Below are 16,901 nucleotides of genomic sequence, written 5' to 3' on the forward strand. Positions count from 1 at the left end.
AAAAGAGCCTGTTTGTAAGGCTCTTTTTTATTTAAAAATTTAAACTAACTTTTCTTCATGACTATGAGTTAAATGGGTCGCTCTACGATCTTTACCCCAACCCAGTTTTTCAGACAACAATCCGAAGAACACAATAATCCCAAACAGAGCTGTGGTGTAAATCACTTCTTTAAAATAGGTGCCTTCAATCAACATGGTAAGAATTGCACCAATAATTGCAAAAATCACCACGTAAGTTAGATAAGGGAACATCCACATTTTAAAGTCAATTTTCACGCCTTCAGCTTCTAACTTTTTACGCATACGAAGCTGAGAATAAGCAATAGTCAGGTAAACATACAGTGTTGCCGCGCCTGTTGTTAACATGAAAAAGTCATAAACATTCATACTCTCGGTTGCAGTTAAAACTACCGCAATCACAGAGAAGAAGCATGACACAATCACGCCTACCCATGGACTGCTTTTACTGTTTACAGAACCAAAACTTTTCGGTGCATCACCACGTTTAGCCAAAGAGAACAACATACGTGAACACGTATAAAGAGCTGAGTTAAAGCAACTACATACTGAGGTTAGAACCACAAAGTTTACGATATGGCGCGCCCCTGGAATACCAAGTGCAGACAGAGTCACGCTATAGGTTCCCCAAGTTGAATCTTTCAAAAGTTCATTGTTGTGAGGAATCAAACATACTGCAACAAACATAGAGCCTACGTAGAATAAAATAATTCGCCAAACCACCGAGTTCGATGCTTTACGAATTTCTTTCGATGGATTTGCCGACTCTGCTGCCGCTACCGTAACAATTTCAGCACCAATGTAGGCAAACATGACCCCAAGCAAGGCTGTAATAACGGATGAGCCGCCATTTGGCATAAAGCCTTGAGAGGTTAAATTACTCATACCAGAAGCAGCCGGATTACCCCAAGGCCACAAGTGCATGATGGCTAAACTACCAATCACAAGGAAAATAACAATCGCAATGACTTTGATGAGGGCGAACCAAAACTCAAATTCACCATAGTTTTTCACGTTTTGTAAATTAACAACAACCAGTGCGCCAATCACCACGACCATATAGACCCAGATCGGTATAAAGGGGAACCAATTGTTTAGAATTTTTCCTGCCACATAGGCTTCCCACCCCATGAGCATGGCCAGAGTACACCAGTACAACCAGCCAATTGAGAAACCTGCCCAACGGCCAATCGCACGGTCAGCATAAGTTGAAAAAGAGCCACTATCAGGGTTTAAAACGGCCATCTCGCCTAACATACGCATGATGAACCAAACGAGTAGACCACCTAAAGCGTAAGTTAAGAAAACTACAGGTCCGGTATTGTAAATAATACTGCCTGAGCCCACGAATAGAGAACCACCAATAACCCCTGCAATCGAGATCATGGTCAGGTGGCGTGATTTGAGTCCATGTTTTAAACTTTGGGAGTGATTGGCTTCAGAACCATTTTGATGAGCTGCCATATCATTTTCCTTAATATATGGAGGATATCGGCTAGTCTCGGAAATCCTCCGAAGCCAAAAAATATCCCCTAAAAATTTAGCCGTTCTGCCCAATTCCTAAAACAGTAAATTCACTGAGCTTATCCGGCGCTTCCGTATGCATACTTCCAATAGCTTTAATTTGTCGTTTCGGCACTCAAGAAACGAGAGCCATTTTTGTAATAAAAGAGAGAGCCAATTGCAAAATTTATACGCAAAATTGGCCCTTTTTGTAGGGGATGCTGGTAAATGGCTTTTAGTTTTTATTTTAATCAGATTGAATTTCTTTAGTTTTGTTCAGAAATTAATAATGCCTTTGTGCCTGTTTCCAAAGCTCTAAATATATGTTTCTGGTCAGCTGGATAACAAATATAGTCTCCAACACCAAGCTCAACAGCTTCATCAATTAAGCCCACCAAAGCTTTACCTTCAACCACAATAATATGCTCCACAGAGCCCACTGGATGTGGTTCTGAAAGACGATCTTCGCCTGGTTCAACAATTAGTAAATAAACATCTCGGCGCGCATGTGGCGGACAAGTCGCTAACAAAATTGCTTTGTAATTGGCAATCTCAGAACTCACTGTTGGCCCATCGCCACAGCGAATCACTTGTACCTGATTACTTGGTTCTTCCATCAAGCGTGCAAATGGAATATTCAGTGCAACACAAAGTGCCCATAAAGTTTCAATACTAGGATTACCTTGCCCTGCCTCTAATTGTGACAGTGTAGATTTAGCGACACCTGCACGACGAGCAACCTCTGCCAATGAAAGCCCTGCTCTTTGACGTTCACGCGTTAAACCTTTGGCAATAATTTCAATTGGCTGAGACATTCACCACATCCGTTCTATAAAAAAAACGATCGTTCGTTTTGACAAAACGATCAGACTTATTCATTATAATGGAAAATCGTTCGTTATATCATGCTATGTCCACATACTCTCTGATTAAAAAACTAAGTAAAGACACTACCCGCTCGATTTTCTTTGTGTGCCTAGCGACGAGTGTCGTCGGTATGTCTTTAGGTTCACTTGCTGCAAGTTATGGCTTAGCGCTCTGGATCCCGCTTTGCCTATCCGTTTTTGTGCTCGCAGGAACTGCCGAATTTATCTTTATTGGTTTCTTGGCTGTAGGTGGTAGCCCAATTGCAGCGGCAATTGCAGGACTACTCGTCAATTTAAGACATCTACCTTTTGGTATTGCAGTCAATGAACTAATACGAGGCAAATTCTCTCGATATTTTGGGGCACATATCATGAACGATGAAAGCGTTTTGTTTGGTATGGCACAGCCCAATTTTGAGACGAAAAAAGCTGCTTACTGGTTATGTGGTATAGGCATTATGCTCAGTTGGCCACTTGGTGTAACGGCGGGTTATTTTATTGGAAGTGCTATTCCAGACCCTAAAACATTTGGCTTAGATGCCATTTTCCCAGCGATTTTAATTGCACTTACTTTTAATGCTTTAAAGAATAAATCTACTCGAAAAGTTGCATTTGCCGGATCAACTTTAGCACTGATCACCACGCCCTTTTTGGCCTCAGGACTTCCAATTCTGATTTCACTTTTTGGCTTGATATTTGGTAGAAAGAAATGAGTCAACAATTACTAATTATTTTAGGTATCGGCTTACTAGCACTTGGAACCTATGGGATTCGTTTCGCTGGTTTTCATTTGGGTGCCAAGTTCTCTTTTTCTGAAAAATACCAAGTTTTACTCTCAAATGGTGCGACTGTTTTGCTCTGTGCGATTGCAGTGACGACAACATTTTTTGAAGGTCAACATTTTGCGGGGTTCGCGCGTATATTTGGTGTTGGCTTAGCACTGTTCTTGGTTTGGAAAAAAGTACCGCTGTTATTGGTGATTTGCTTGGCAGCTGCTGGCACGGCACTGATACGTTTGCTTGGAATTGAGTAATAAAAAAGGCGAGATAAACTCGCCTTTTTTGCAACTTTGATTAGAACGGTAAATCGTCGTCTAAATCAGCTGGTGCAGAAGCCGGTTGTTGCGGAGCTTTAGGCGCGAAACCACCCGCTTGAGGGTTGCTTCCACCATTACCGAAACCACCTTGGTTACCATAACCACCGCTGTTTTGGCCATAGCCGCCACCTTGGTTGTTATTATTTTGATAACCATTACCACCTTGTTGAGGTGCGTTAAAACGTGGTTGATTAAAATCATTACCGCCAGCGAAACCTTGTTCACCTTGTTGACGAGCATCTAACATTTGCATCTGGTCGCCACGAATTTCTGTCGTGTAACGCTCTTGGCCATTTTGGTCTGTCCACTGACGCGTACGTAGTGAACCTTCAATATAAACCTTAGAACCTTTACGCAAGAACTGCTGAGCAATTTCCCCTAAACGGTTATGCAAAACAATACGGTGCCATTCTGTTTGTTCTTTACGTTCACCGGTATTTTTATCAGTCCAAGCTTCACTTGTCGCGATTGAAAATTGGGTCAACGAGCCCCCATTTGGAAAAGTTTTTGTTTCAGGATCACGACCCAAAGTACCAACCAAAATAACCTTATTTACACCACGCATTAGCTGTCTTCATCCTATACATTTCTATGTTTTACTTTATAAGAGTTATGCTTAAATGGCTACCTCTTTACCGAACAACTGCGTTAAATCACGTCGCGCAGCATCATCTAGAGACTGTTTATCGACTTTAATATAAGCAACTTGCTGGTCAGGCATCACCACAACTTCTTCGATACCACGAATTGCTAATAGCTGTGTGGTCCACTCATTCACCTGTTGCACTTGCGGCAATGGCAACACAATTGATGACAAATACCGCGGCTGAGCTAAACCAAAACTAATTAGCAACCATATTATAGCAATCCCTGCTAAGACACTCCATCCAATCGCAGTATTATGTAACATCAATAATTGACCACCTAGTGTGCCACCAAAAAAAGCACCTAAAAACTGACTACTGGCATTTACACCCATAGCCGTCGCTTTTGACTGAATTGGAGCAGACTTCGACAGCCAAGAAGGCAATAAAGCCTCCATCACATTAAATGCAATAAAGAAAATACCTAGACCTGCAAGTAATACATATTTGGATTGATAACCAAATATGAGCAGCAGCAAACCTGCAATAATGCCTGTAATTGCTGTTAAGAAAATCCCGCGCATTTTGCGATATTTTTCAGCAATGATGATGCTTGGAAATGCAAAGAACAGGCTAATGACTAACAGCGGTAAATACACCAAACCATGGCTCGCCAAAGGAATATGCGCAAACTCGATGAGTTGTGAAGGCACATAAATAAACATGGCTGTCAGCAATAAATGCAATGCAAAAACCGAAACATGCAAACGGTTTAAATCACCCATTTGAATGACTTGCTTAAGCTGCGCCATATAGCCTTGCTGATAATTACGATGGTGGCGAGTCACTTTAGGTACAAGCAATAACATCGCAATCGCAATCAAGCCCATAATGGTTGTCACAAAGAACAAACCAGAAATACCGACAAGGCTTGTGAGCCAAGGCCCAAGGCTAAAAGCCACCACAAAAGACAGACCAATACTCATGCCCATTGCAGCCATGGCTTTAGTACGCTGTTCTTCACGCGTCACATCAGCTAAAAGCGCCATGACTACTGCTGAAACTGCACCAGCACCAGCGATAGCACGGCCAATAATTACGCCATAAATCGTGTCAGATAAACCCGCAATTGCACCACCAATCGCAAACAGTAATAGACCAAATACCACAAGCGGTTTACGGCTAAAACGGTCTGCCAATAAGCTAAATGGAATTTGCAAAATCGCCTGGCTTAAGCCGTAGACACCTACAGCCAAACCAATGAGTGCTGGAGTCGCATATTGATATGACTGTCCAACTACAGAAAAGACAGGAATAATCATGAACAAGCCCAACATGCGTAGTGCGAAAATACTACTTAAGGCAAAAGTTGAGCGACGTTCCAAAGCATTCATCATATCAATACACGTTATCAAACTAGGTAAATTATAAGCCGATTCGTTTCTAAAAATACGGAACACCTTATTTAAAATAACGATTTGGGCTTAAAAAAATAAAGAGGCATTTAGCCTCTTCATTCTATCGAACTTTACTGAAAATTAGCTTAAGGCGACTGATGCTCGCGCTTCGAATATTGAATTGAAGCAATGACAGCCCAAACAATAAACGCTACACCAATTAAACCTGTTACCACTTCAGGCACATGTACGCCTGTACCACTTGCAATCATAATGAATGCTAAAGCACCAATTGCATAATGTGCGCCATGTTCTAAGAACACATAAGCATCTAGCGTGCCTTTTTCTACAAGATAAACTGTCATTGAACGGACAAAAATAGCACCGATTGCAAGACCCAGCATAATCACGACAACATCGCTAGTGATTGCAAAAGCACCAATCACACCGTCAAAACTGAATGATGCATCTAATACTTCAAGATACAAGAAACCACCTATACCAGCTTTAACTACACCAGAAGCAGCACCTGATCCATCTTTCATAATGGCATTACCATCTTCATCAATTTCAGGTTCGCCACCTAACATATGACTTAAAACTTCAACGCCAATATAAACTACAATGCCCCAAATACCGGCCATAGTCACAGCAAGGCGCTGCGATTCATCAACATTTGCTGCCATAATTAACATCGCAATTAAAGCAATAAAAACAGACATTGCCGGTACGCTGGCCAAGCTAGAAAGTTTAGCTTCAAGCCATCTAAACCAATGGGTTTCTTTCTCTTCGTCAAAGAAGAAGTTTAAGAATACCAATAATAAGAATGTTCCACCAAATGCTGAAATTTCTGCGTGGTGTGCCATTAAACGTTCAGAGTAAGTTTTCGGATCATTGAGTGCCAATTTAGCCACTTCAATCATTCCCATATCCGCAGTCACGGCAACAATCGCTACTGGGAAAATTAAACGCATACCAAAAACGGCGATTAAAATACCAACCGTTAAAAAGAGCATTTTCCAGAACGGATCCCAGTTACGTAGAACCGATGCATTTACGACAGCATTGTCAAAAGATAAAGAGACCTCCATTACAGCTAAAATGGCTGTAATTGTTAAAGCTTTAAGCATGGTAGACACGCCCGCTTCAGGTCCGTGGGTAAAACCCCAATACGCGGACAGTGCTAAACACACCACCGTAAAAAATATCGAAAATCGGAAATGCTTCATGGATCAGACCTATACCAAGAACTAAATTTAATCTTTCTTAAAACCGCCGCTATTATATCGATAATTAACCACAAAACGATGTTGTTTTGTGCCGTTATTCCCTTTACTTTATCTCTCTGTTTAATAAAGAAATTTGTAATATTCAATTAACTTATTAATCGGATTAAATATTTTCTTTCGATATATCTATCATTCTTATTTTTGTATTTTAAAATTGATTTAAAATCCAGTTTAGCTGTCTAATTTTAAATGGAATGATTTTATGCTTTTTTCTCAAGAACTCTGGCAACGTAATTTAAATTTATATCAAAAAATTCTCGACCTGCCTTTTAATCAGGAACTTGCTAACGGTACTTTAGATAAAGAAGCATTTTGTCATTATGTTATTCAAGATGCTCAATATTTAGTGGCCTATGGCCGTGTGCTTGCCGTTGCAGCTGCAAAAGCTTTCGAGGCCGACGATATTATGCAATTTTCAGATGCAGCTAAAATTGCAATTGTCGTGGAGCGTAGTTTGCATGATGACTTCATGAAAAATTTTGGTGTAACTAAAGAAGAATTTAAAAATACCCCATTAACATTAGCAGGCCACCATTACACTTCATTTTTGACAGCCACTGCTTGGTCTGAAAGCTACCCTGTTGTACTCGCTGCGCTTTTACCTTGCTTCTGGATTTACGCCGAAGTCGGTAAAGATATTGTGAACAAATCAATTCCTAATAACCCTTACCAAGCATGGATTGATACTTACGCAGGTGAAGAGTTCCATACCGCCGTTCGTAATGTGATTGCGACAGTAGATAAAGTTGCTGCACGTTGTGATGCAGACACTTTAGAAAAAATGCATGCTGCTTACACCATGGGTGCAAAACTTGAATGGTTGTTTTGGGATAGCGCCTACCATCAAAGACAATGGTTAGGTTTAGATCATATCTAAATCAAGATGAGGCTTTGACCATTTAATTATTTAAATGGTCAGCCTTAAATTTAACTTTGAAACAACTGCCAACCGTAAATCAAACCTGCCGCGGCCACAACCCAACATAAAGTTGCCAGTCCTAGACAAGACCACATCGACATACGCGTTGCCAGCACATAAACAGCAATTAAATAAATGGCATAGGGAATAAGTGACCATAGACCAAACAGAGCTGTTTTTTGTAACGCCTCCGCCCCTTTTTGCTGAAAAACAATCACGTGAGCAATCAAAGCAAATGTAGGAAAAAGCGGGACTAAGCCTGCAATATAAAATGCCTTACTTTTCGATAAAATCGAAATAATGAGGACAACCCCAGCCCCCAACATACATTTTAAAAATAACGCCCACATGCGCTGATCCTATCTGGTCATTCCAGCCCAAAACGCTGTATTTTGCGCTTTTTAAAGAAAATTAACAGCAACCAATGCAATCAAAGCTGGAACTGCCTGAATATAAATAATCTTTTTGCTGGCAGTTAGACCACCATAAATACCTGCAATGAATACACAGCCTAAAAAGAAATTGGCAAGTGATGTGGCAAATGGTGCATCTACCAATAAAGACCAAAATAAACCCGCCGCTAAAAAGCCATTATAAAGACCTTGGTTCTGTGCCATGACTTTGGTGAGTTTTGCTTTTTCTGCATTATTTCCAAAGGCTTTCATGCCATAAGGCTTGTCCCACAAAAACATCTCTAGTACTAAAATATAGACATGTAATATTGCGATAAGCGCAATTAAAATTTGTCCGATCATACAATTTTCCTTTTTATTTTAAAGATATGAAAAAAGATCAGTCTCTCGACTGATCTTTTATGTGTTAGGGCTTTAACAACACTTTGCCTTGACGAGCACCTTGCGTTGCTCTTTGAGCAGCTGTTTTAATCTCATCAAAACTAAACACCCCTTCTACAGGTAGGATTAATTTTTTCTGAGTCGCTAGCGTTAATAGTTCAACAATCAGTTCCTTTTTACGCGCTGCTGGCATTTCTTTGTTGACCACACTCGCCCAGAAACCTTTTACTGTCGCTTGTTTAAAAATCAAATCACCCGATGAAATCTGCATAGTTTCACCAGTCATACTGCCAAACGAAACAAGCAAGCTATTTTCACTGAGCAGATTAAGCATTTCACCACTTGCGCTGCCACCAATCGAGTCCACACCAGCAATCAGAGGTTGGTCGCCGTGAATTTGTTTAACTTGCTCTTTCCAGTTAGGTTGATCAGTTGCAACAATATGCTGAATACCTAATGCTTGCATCTCTGCAATTGCGTCAGTACGACGAACTAAATTAATGACAGGTAAACCACGTGCCTGCGCAATCATGGCAACCGTTTTACCTACTGCGCCATTCGCCGTGTTTTGAATGAGCCATTGACCCGGTTGAACATTTACAAAGTCCAATAGCATGAGAGCACTAATTGGCATACCAATCAGCTGCGCTGCTGTCTCATCATCAATTTCATCATTGAGCGGAATAAGCCCTTGTGCTGGTGCAGTAAAGTATTCAGCCCAACTGCCATGCACAGCTGCAACTGCAATACGTTGCCCGACTTGTACATGAGTAACGCCTTCGCCCAACGCATCAACAATACCAACTGCTTCACTACCACCAATCGCAGGTAAAGTCGGCTTATAGCCATAGCTTCCGCGTACTGTCCATACATCATGGTTATGGATCGGAGACATGATGGTTTTAATACGTACTTCGCCTGCTTTCGGTTCCGGCTTTGGCATATCCGCCTGCTCTAAAACGTCTACAGGTTCGCCAAAATTACGATGGATAATACTTCGCATGCTTTATTCCTCTATCGGTTTTAAGAGTTGTTGGGTGGTTTCTAAAGCTAGATGTAGATGTGCTTTGTCTTGCGACAATTTTGTGAGTAAAGCAGCACCTAACCATAACTGATACATGACTTGCGCAGTTTTTAAAGGCTCAACGTGTTTTGGAATTGATCCTTCTTGTTGCCCTTCTTTGAGTAGTAGAGCCAAACGCTGCGTTAGTTTGTGCACACCGTCATTGAGAATTTGACGCATATCTTCCGACAAGTCAGAAACCTCGGCTGCCAGTTTCACAATCAGGCAGTTCTCAGCCCAGCTACCGTTTACCGGATCATCAATCCATGCCTGCCATAGAGCCATTAAACGGGCATGAGCACTTTGCTCGCTATGTTGCCAAAGTTGTTCCATACGCACTTTATAGTCAGCCATATATTGCTCTAGCAATGCACAGCCAAATGCCTCTTTCGAAGCAAAGTAGTGATAGAACGAACCTTTAGGTACGTCACAAGCCTTTAAAATTTCTTGCAAACCAACACCGACAAACCCTTTTCGTAGCACCAACTCAAAGCTGGTATCTAAAATGTGCTGTCGTGTGGTTTCACTTTTATTTAATCGTTTCATGCATACATCATAAACAACTATTAGACCAGTCGTCTAGTAAAGTTATGTTGCTGGTTAAAATTTGCTTAGAGTAGAAATCTGAAGTGAGGAATGTTAAAAATACAACCTGCTTAATTAAACAAATTTTGTCGATTGTCGTTTAACCGTCACAATTTGTCGCTTTAAATCATTTTGTACCACTTGAACAATTTTAAATCGTTATCATATATAGGGTCTGTTGTTTATAACCAGTCACACCTCTCTGCGACTGAGCAATCAACACCTAAATTTTCATCAATACATAATTGAGATGTTTTATGAGCCAAAGTCATATCCGTATTCGAGGCGCACGCACCCATAATTTAAAAAATGTGTCCCTCGATATTCCACGCGACAAATTTGTGGTAATTACGGGGTTATCAGGTTCAGGAAAATCTTCTCTTGCCTTCGATACCCTATACGCCGAAGGACAACGCCGTTACGTCGAATCACTTTCGGCCTATGCCCGCCAGTTTTTATCGCAAATGGAAAAGCCTGAAGTCGACTCGATTGAGGGTTTATCACCAGCGATTGCCATTGAGCAAAAATCTACCAGCCATAACCCACGTTCAACCGTCGGTACGATTACCGAAATTTATGACTATTTGCGTTTGCTTTATGCACGTGTCGGCACGCCCTACTGCCCTGAACATGATTTGCCGATGGTCGCGCAAACTGTTTCTGAAATGGTCGATGCGGTAAAAAACCTTGAGGAAGGTACAGCACTTATGTTGCTTGCCCCAGTGGTTCGTGAACGTAAAGGTGAATACAGTAACTTGTTCGAGCAGCTACAAGGTCAAGGTTTTGTTCGTGCCCGTGTGGATGGTGAAATCATTGATATTGATACACCACCAGAACTCGACAAAAAGAAAAAACATACCATCGAAGTTGTAGTCGACCGTTTCAAAGTGCGTGAAGATTTAGGTAACCGTATTGCCGAATCATTTGAAACTGCACTGCGTTTAGGTGGTGATATTGCTGTTTTATCATGGATGAATGGTGAACATCCTGATCGCGTTTTTTCTGCAAAGCACTCATGTCCTGAATGTGATCGCGCTGTTGCAGAGCTTGAGCCACGTTTGTTTTCATTTAACAACCCGTTCGGTGCCTGCCCTGTTTGTGATGGTTTAGGTACACGCAGTCATTTTAGCTCTGAAAAACTGATTCCAAATCCTGATCTTGCAATTAGTGAGGGTGCTATTCGTGGATGGGATCGTCAGCGTCCTTATTATTATTCGATGCTGCAAAAAGTTGCCGATCATTTTGGTTTTCAACTTGATACGCCTTGGAACCAGCTTGATAAAGATACTCAGAAGAAATTCTTACAAGGTACGGGCAAAGAAAAAGTCGATTTAAGCTATATCGACGAACGTGGACGTAAACACACTCGCGTACAACCGTTTGAAGGAATTTTACCGCACCTTGAACGTCGTTACCGTGAAACTGAAAGTAACTATGTACGAGATGATTTAGCTCAATATCTTTCCAATGCAGCGTGTGATGCATGTGATGGTTCACGTCTCAATGAAATTTCACGTCATGTTCGTGTGAAAGACAAGACCATTGCTGACATTACACGTATGTCGATTGGTGACGCTGAAAGCTATTATCAAGGATTAAACCTTGAAGGTGCTAAAGGTGAAATTGCAGATAAAATCTTTAAAGAGATTCGAGAGCGTTTACATTTCTTGGTGAGCGTGGGACTGAATTATTTAAGTCTAGCTCGCTCTGCCGAAACCCTATCTGGTGGTGAGGCACAGCGTATCCGTTTAGCTTCGCAAATTGGTGCAGGTTTAATGGGCGTCATGTATGTCCTTGATGAACCTTCAATTGGTCTACATCAACGTGATAACGATCGTTTATTACAGACCCTGATTCGCTTACGTGATTTAGGTAACACAGTATTAGTCGTTGAACACGATGAAGATGCAATCCGTGCTGCTGACCATATTATTGATATCGGTCCTGGTGCTGGTGTACACGGCGGTGTAATTATTGCTGAAGGTACGTATGATGAATTGGCTAAACATGCTGATTCCCTTACAGGACAGTATCTTTCTGGCAAACTCAAAATTGAAGTGCCAAAAAAACGTACTGAATCACCACGTCCAGATGAATTCATCAAGCTTTCAGGTGCAGCAGGTCATAACTTAAAAAATGTCGATTTAACTATTCCACTTGGTATTATGACCTGCGTCACTGGTGTTTCAGGTTCGGGTAAATCAACACTGATTAACCGTACTTTGCTTCCATTAGCAGCTACACAGCTCAATGGTGCAACAACGTTAACAGCTGAAAAGTTTGACTCGATTGATGGTCTACAACATCTGGATAAAGTTGTTGATATTGACCAAAGTCCGATTGGACGTACACCACGTTCTAACCCTGCAACGTACACAGGTCTATTTACACCAATCCGTGAGTTATTTGCACAAGCACCAGAGGCAAAAGCCCGCGGTTATAGCGCTGGCCGTTTCTCGTTTAACGTAAAAGGCGGACGCTGTGAAGCGTGTGAAGGCGATGGCATGATTAAAGTCGCAATGCACTTCTTACCTGATATGTATGTGCCTTGCGATGCGTGTCATGGCAAACGTTATAACCGTGAAACACTTGAAGTGGGCTATAAAGGCAAAAACATTTCTGATGTTTTAGAAATGACTGTTGAAGATGCTGCTGAGTTCTTTAGCGCAATTCCGGTCATCCACCGCCGTTTAGAAACCTTAACTCAAGTGGGCTTAGGCTATATTCGTTTAGGTCAGGCTGCGACTACACTCTCTGGTGGTGAAGCGCAACGTGTAAAACTTGCACGTGAGTTAGCAAAACGCGATACGGGTAAAACTTTATATATCTTGGATGAACCAACAACAGGTTTGCATTTCCACGATATTGCCAAGTTACTCGACATTTTGCATGAGCTACGCAACAAGGGTAATACCATTGTGGTGATTGAACATAACCTTGATGTGATTAAAACAGCAGACTGGGTTGTCGACTTAGGCCCTGAAGGTGGTTCAGGCGGTGGGATGATCATTGCTGAAGGCACACCTGAACAAGTGGCTGAGGTTGAAATTTCCCACACTGGACGCTTCTTAAAACCGATGTTGAAGTAATAAAATAAAAAGCCGGAAATCATTTCCGGCTTTTTTTATCCCTCAACTACATTCCGGCCTCGGGCTTTAGCCCTTAATAGCGAACGGTCCGCTTTCTCCAAGAGTTCGATCCAATTCGCCGCGCCTATGGCAAAACCAATACTGACAGACACATGCAATTTTTCATCTGAACCAGATAAACAAATTTCTTCTAAAGAAATCCCAATCCGAATTTTCTCTGCTAAAAGACGAGCATCTACAAATTGCACCTGTTCTAATAATATTAAAAACTCATCTCCCCCATAACGAACAATTAAATCAGAACTTCGGATATTTTGCTTTAATTGCTCAGCAATACTCACAATGACGTGATCACCCACAATATGGCCGTATTTATCATTCACCTGTTTAAAACGATCTATATCTATGATCATTAAACAAGTCTGCGTAAATTTTTGAGGGTAACTTTCAACAATTTTTAAATATTCAGATAAAGCTAAACGGTTAGACACACCAGTGAGCGGATCAGTATTGGCAATATTCTTTAATTGAAATTCAAAAGCATCTCGTTGTTGCAACATTCGTTGTAATCGATCAATCGCTTCAAACAAAGAAAAAAATTCCCCTTTTGTGGTGACATTCATCTCATCTGTACAATGATCAGAACTATGCGATAAATCTAAAATTAAAGTCCTTGCTTTAATTAAAGGAGAAAATACTCTTCTTTGAGCATATATCAAGGTAAGTAATGCAGTAGCTAATGAAATTAAAGAAATAAATAAAGTTAAAAAGAAACCATTTCGAGCAATCGCATTTTCTTGAGCGGCAATGACTACACTTTCATTAAGAATATAACTTTGCAAATCAACCACAGTAGTAAATTTATCAACGATTGCTTCCGTTAATTGGGTACCATTTAAATAATATGGCTCCCCCTTTTGGCTTTCTTCTAATAGCTTTTCTACAATCGGTATACCCTTGTCTATAAATTCCGATTTCACTCGGGAATATAACCGACGATATTCTGGAGTTTTTGCTTGTTCAGGCTGCAAGGTATCGACCAAAATCCACAAATATCTAGCTTGATGCTGAGTTTGTAGCGAACGAGCACGATTATTACTTGGAATTTCTTCATTAAAACTTAGAGGGGCAATAATATTAGATGCCATACGCCCAGCCTGATCGCGCATATCAGTCAGAACGATAATGAGTGTAAAGTAATTAGAAATACGGCTATCTTTACTTTTTAACTGCAACATCAGCTTTTGCAGTATTTCCCTACAGTTATCCCATACTCCAAACATCCCTAAAATGGCAGTATCCATTTGAATAGAAGTTCTGGCTCTATATGGGGTTTCACCATAATAATCAACTACATGTCGGGCTTGTCTAAGATTTTCTTTGAAGGTCGTTTGTAGTTCATTGGCTAATGAAACATAACCTGCTTGTTTTAAAATAAGTATGCTTGAATTAATTTGCTCATCGACAATTAAGCGAAATTTTTTTAATTCTTGTTGATTCTTTAATAAATCATCAGGACCACTCGACATCATTTTATTGGCAGGAGCACGTTCCTTAGAAACCTTATACGCAATATCCGCTACCGCTCTTAAACTTTTTATTTCGGTTAGGGCTTGTCTAGTTTTTATATAATCCTGATAGCTTCCCACAATAAGTGGTATCGCCATGAATAATAAGGACAAAATAATAACCAGCATAAAAAAGAACAGTCGATTACTAATATGTTCTGAACGTAATCCTGACATTTCTAGCTGGTACTCCGTAAATGCCCTGCCATTTTTACTACGATATAAATTAGGCTTAAATCCATCCTAGCATTTTAATAACAAGAATTTCATCATTAAACCTTTCTTTTCTCTTTTTAATAATTATACGGGTCCTACCCTTTGTAAGCTTAAATAATAAGTTTAATCGAAAAATTGAATAGTTTTTATAAAAAAACTCCATTTTACAGATTAAGCGTTTTTAGTGATGATAATAAAACATATTTACTTGTCCTCTTGGATGTTTTCTCCCAGCATCCATTGCCCAGCTTCTTTAAGCTGGGTTCTTTTTGATCAACTGTTTTTTAAATAAATTTCACGTAATTCTTATTGTAGTTTTTTAGATTTTCTTATAGATAAAAAAAAGCTCAACCTTGGGGAAAGCTGAGCTCGTAAAATCTGATGTGTCATACACATCGTATCTGGGAAAGCACTTTAAATCCTAAAAACGTTAGGTAGTGAACTTTGCAAATAAATTATGTGATTTATCTCTACTTTTGTAAAGTCGATTAAATTAATCAGGATTAAAACTTTAATCGATTTTTCAATTTAAAATAGAGATTTCTTTTATTTTATTCACTTATATAATAATTAAGAATAGTTAAATTTTTTAGTTAAACTAATTCAAATATTGTTAACTATTCCTCAAAATAAAACGAATTTGATAATAAAATGGCTATTTTTCACCCACAATGTAATCATAGTTATATTTTTGTTAACGTTAAAACCGATTGCTACAATCTATTTTTCCAATCGCAATTGTAATATCTTTTTAACATTTACTTCTCAATTCCTGATGAAATATAATTATTAGCTTATTGTAAATGTTCATTTTTTTATCAGGTTGACAAACTACTTTTCATTTGATTAGTTTTCCACCAATTTTAACATAAGTGTCAAATATCTTTAACATTACTTTTACTCCATTATTGACTTCATAAATTGTTACAATACAATGACCCCAGCTTTATCTCTTGTTAATGCTGGAAATGATTATGAAAAAACTTGGTTTAGCCACTGCTGTATTATTAGCCATGACCGGTGCTCATGCTTATCAATTTGAAGTTCAAGGTCAATCTGAATATGTTGACACAACTGCAAATGATAAAAACTTCACTGGTGACGTTGCTGGTACATTCTATTTAAAAAATGTTGATACCGCTAAGGGTCCTTTAGCTGAAGCAGCTTTCTTGAACCAAGCTTCTAGCGTATCTTTAGGTTATAGCTACCAACAGTATGACCAAAACAACGGTTTAAACTACCACGTTGGTACATACGGTGTTAAAGGTGAGGCTTACGTTCCTACTCCTTACCTTCCTGTATACGCTAGCGCAACTTATAACCACACTGATGTTGATGGTAAAAACGCTATCTCTCGTGATGACAACGGTGACCGTTATGCATTAGAAGTTGGTGCTATGTTGTTACCTAACTTCTTGATGACTGTTGGTTATACAAGCGTTGCTAACCAATTCGCTTTAGATAACTTCGGTATCATCAGCAACGGTATCTACACTGCTGCGAACCAAACTGCTGCGATTCAAGACGACCAAGATGCTGTTACAGCTCGTGCTAAATATGTAGGTCCAATCGATGGAACTAACATGGCAATTGGTTTTGAAGCTGCTGGTGCTTTCGGTCAAGAAAACCAATACGGTTTGAAAACTGACCTTTACTTAACTCCTAAGTTAAGCGTTGGCGCTTCTTTCGTTGGTAACGATGGTTCAGCTGACATCAAAGGCAATGACCTTGGTGAATTCCGTCAAGCTTGGGGTGGTAACGTAAACTACTTCATTACTCCAGCTGTAGCAGTTGGTGCATCGTACATGAAAGCTGACGTTAAAAAGTCTAGCTACGATACACAAACTATCGGCTTAAATGCTAAATTCCGCTTCTAATTTAATTTAGAAATCGAATTAAAAAAGGACTCAATTG

Annotated in this window: 15 protein-coding genes; 5 read left to right on the plus strand and 10 right to left on the minus strand. The window is 39.9% G+C overall.

Annotation, left to right across the window (positions count from 1 at the left end):
- Nucleotides 1–39: 39 nt before the first annotated feature.
- Together ACXM0J_RS06830 and ACXM0J_RS06835 are read right to left on the minus strand one after the other, a co-directional pair.
- Nucleotides 40–1,482 (minus strand): amino acid permease, encoded by a 1,443-nt coding sequence (locus tag ACXM0J_RS06830; RefSeq protein WP_086264744.1) that lies wholly within the window; start codon nucleotides 1,480–1,482, stop codon nucleotides 40–42.
- Nucleotides 1,483–1,787: 305 nt separating this feature from the next.
- A complete protein-coding gene (locus ACXM0J_RS06835) occupies nucleotides 1,788–2,336 on the minus strand; it encodes a helix-turn-helix domain-containing protein (RefSeq protein ID WP_002117406.1) in 549 nt (182 codons plus the stop codon).
- 68 nt (nucleotides 2,337–2,404) lie between these two features.
- Between ACXM0J_RS06835 and ACXM0J_RS06840 the strand changes: the two genes are divergently transcribed.
- Both ACXM0J_RS06840 and ACXM0J_RS06845 read left to right on the plus strand, forming a co-directional pair.
- Nucleotides 2,405–3,100, plus strand: a complete 696-nt coding sequence (locus ACXM0J_RS06840) for an AzlC family ABC transporter permease (protein ID WP_086264743.1) — start codon at nucleotides 2,405–2,407, stop codon at nucleotides 3,098–3,100.
- Nucleotides 3,097–3,420: an AzlD domain-containing protein gene (locus ACXM0J_RS06845; protein WP_002117414.1), complete on the plus strand. Its 324-nt coding sequence runs from the start codon at nucleotides 3,097–3,099 to the stop codon at nucleotides 3,418–3,420. The genes ACXM0J_RS06840 and ACXM0J_RS06845 overlap by 4 nt, the downstream gene beginning before the upstream one ends.
- 40 nt (nucleotides 3,421–3,460) lie before the next feature.
- Here the strand turns inward: ACXM0J_RS06845 and ssb are convergent, their stop codons facing one another.
- The 3 genes from ssb to ACXM0J_RS06860 all read right to left on the minus strand — a co-directional run bounded on the left by ssb (nucleotide 3,461) and on the right by ACXM0J_RS06860 (nucleotide 6,693).
- On the minus strand, nucleotides 3,461–4,048 hold the full coding sequence (gene ssb, locus ACXM0J_RS06850; protein WP_005066890.1) for a single-stranded DNA-binding protein: 588 nt from the start codon (nucleotides 4,046–4,048) through the stop codon (nucleotides 3,461–3,463).
- Nucleotides 4,049–4,099: 51 nt separating this feature from the next.
- Complete coding sequence (locus ACXM0J_RS06855; RefSeq protein WP_005078603.1) at nucleotides 4,100–5,464, minus strand: MFS transporter; 1,365 nt, start codon at nucleotides 5,462–5,464, stop codon at nucleotides 4,100–4,102.
- Between the two features lie 146 nt (nucleotides 5,465–5,610).
- On the minus strand, nucleotides 5,611–6,693 hold the full coding sequence (locus ACXM0J_RS06860; protein ID WP_017399821.1) for a DUF475 domain-containing protein: 1,083 nt from the start codon (nucleotides 6,691–6,693) through the stop codon (nucleotides 5,611–5,613).
- 262 nt (nucleotides 6,694–6,955) lie between these two features.
- On the opposite strand from ACXM0J_RS06860, the gene tenA reads away from it, so the two are divergent.
- Nucleotides 6,956–7,630, plus strand: a complete 675-nt coding sequence (tenA, locus tag ACXM0J_RS06865) for a thiaminase II (RefSeq protein WP_005066884.1) — start codon at nucleotides 6,956–6,958, stop codon at nucleotides 7,628–7,630.
- 50 nt (nucleotides 7,631–7,680) lie between these two features.
- Here tenA and ACXM0J_RS06870 read toward each other — a convergent pair whose 3' ends face one another.
- From ACXM0J_RS06870 to ACXM0J_RS06885, 4 genes are all read right to left on the minus strand, one after another.
- The gene (locus ACXM0J_RS06870; protein WP_005804458.1) at nucleotides 7,681–8,022 is read right to left on the minus strand and encodes a GlpM family protein; all 342 of its coding nucleotides are present in this window, start codon (nucleotides 8,020–8,022) and stop codon (nucleotides 7,681–7,683) included.
- A gap of 51 nt (nucleotides 8,023–8,073) precedes the next feature.
- Complete coding sequence (locus ACXM0J_RS06875; RefSeq protein ID WP_086264742.1) at nucleotides 8,074–8,427, minus strand: DUF1304 domain-containing protein; 354 nt, start codon at nucleotides 8,425–8,427, stop codon at nucleotides 8,074–8,076.
- 64 nt (nucleotides 8,428–8,491) lie between these two features.
- Complete coding sequence (locus ACXM0J_RS06880) at nucleotides 8,492–9,469, minus strand: zinc-binding dehydrogenase (protein WP_086264741.1); 978 nt, start codon at nucleotides 9,467–9,469, stop codon at nucleotides 8,492–8,494.
- A gap of 3 nt (nucleotides 9,470–9,472) precedes the next feature.
- Nucleotides 9,473–10,075, minus strand: a complete 603-nt coding sequence (locus ACXM0J_RS06885; RefSeq protein WP_017387551.1) for a TetR/AcrR family transcriptional regulator — start codon at nucleotides 10,073–10,075, stop codon at nucleotides 9,473–9,475.
- Nucleotides 10,076–10,371: 296 nt separating this feature from the next.
- On the opposite strand from ACXM0J_RS06885, the gene uvrA reads away from it, so the two are divergent.
- The gene (gene uvrA, locus ACXM0J_RS06890) at nucleotides 10,372–13,203 is read left to right on the plus strand and encodes an excinuclease ABC subunit UvrA (RefSeq protein ID WP_086264740.1); all 2,832 of its coding nucleotides are present in this window, start codon (nucleotides 10,372–10,374) and stop codon (nucleotides 13,201–13,203) included.
- 35 nt (nucleotides 13,204–13,238) lie between these two features.
- Here uvrA and ACXM0J_RS06895 read toward each other — a convergent pair whose 3' ends face one another.
- Entirely contained in the window at nucleotides 13,239–14,948 is a 1,710-nt protein-coding gene (locus ACXM0J_RS06895; protein WP_086264739.1) for a GGDEF domain-containing protein, read from the minus strand.
- A 1,013-nt stretch (nucleotides 14,949–15,961) separates the two neighbouring features.
- Between ACXM0J_RS06895 and omp33-36 the strand changes: the two genes are divergently transcribed.
- Complete coding sequence (gene omp33-36 / locus ACXM0J_RS06900) at nucleotides 15,962–16,864, plus strand: porin Omp33-36 (RefSeq protein WP_002122006.1); 903 nt, start codon at nucleotides 15,962–15,964, stop codon at nucleotides 16,862–16,864.
- Nucleotides 16,865–16,901 lie beyond the last annotated feature (37 nt).

This window comes from Acinetobacter sp. GRABPA_MV_2, assembly GCF_056725885.1.

Coding starts and splice junctions, on each gene's coding strand:
- ACXM0J_RS06830 (WP_086264744.1), bottom strand. CDS start 1,482: ATGGCAGCTCATCAAAATGGTTCTGAAGCCAATCACTCCCAAAGTTTA.
- ACXM0J_RS06835 (WP_002117406.1), bottom strand. CDS start 2,336: ATGTCTCAGCCAATTGAAATTATTGCCAAAGGTTTAACGCGTGAACGT.
- ACXM0J_RS06840 (WP_086264743.1), top strand. CDS start 2,405: ATGGAAAATCGTTCGTTATATCATGCTATGTCCACATACTCTCTGATT.
- ACXM0J_RS06845 (WP_002117414.1), top strand. CDS start 3,097: ATGAGTCAACAATTACTAATTATTTTAGGTATCGGCTTACTAGCACTT.
- ssb (WP_005066890.1), bottom strand. CDS start 4,048: ATGCGTGGTGTAAATAAGGTTATTTTGGTTGGTACTTTGGGTCGTGAT.
- ACXM0J_RS06855 (WP_005078603.1), bottom strand. CDS start 5,464: ATGATGAATGCTTTGGAACGTCGCTCAACTTTTGCCTTAAGTAGTATT.
- ACXM0J_RS06860 (WP_017399821.1), bottom strand. CDS start 6,693: ATGAAGCATTTCCGATTTTCGATATTTTTTACGGTGGTGTGTTTAGCA.
- tenA (WP_005066884.1), top strand. CDS start 6,956: ATGCTTTTTTCTCAAGAACTCTGGCAACGTAATTTAAATTTATATCAA.
- ACXM0J_RS06870 (WP_005804458.1), bottom strand. CDS start 8,022: ATGTGGGCGTTATTTTTAAAATGTATGTTGGGGGCTGGGGTTGTCCTC.
- ACXM0J_RS06875 (WP_086264742.1), bottom strand. CDS start 8,427: ATGATCGGACAAATTTTAATTGCGCTTATCGCAATATTACATGTCTAT.
- ACXM0J_RS06880 (WP_086264741.1), bottom strand. CDS start 9,469: ATGCGAAGTATTATCCATCGTAATTTTGGCGAACCTGTAGACGTTTTA.
- ACXM0J_RS06885 (WP_017387551.1), bottom strand. CDS start 10,075: ATGAAACGATTAAATAAAAGTGAAACCACACGACAGCACATTTTAGAT.
- uvrA (WP_086264740.1), top strand. CDS start 10,372: ATGAGCCAAAGTCATATCCGTATTCGAGGCGCACGCACCCATAATTTA.
- ACXM0J_RS06895 (WP_086264739.1), bottom strand. CDS start 14,948: ATGTCAGGATTACGTTCAGAACATATTAGTAATCGACTGTTCTTTTTT.
- omp33-36 (WP_002122006.1), top strand. CDS start 15,962: ATGAAAAAACTTGGTTTAGCCACTGCTGTATTATTAGCCATGACCGGT.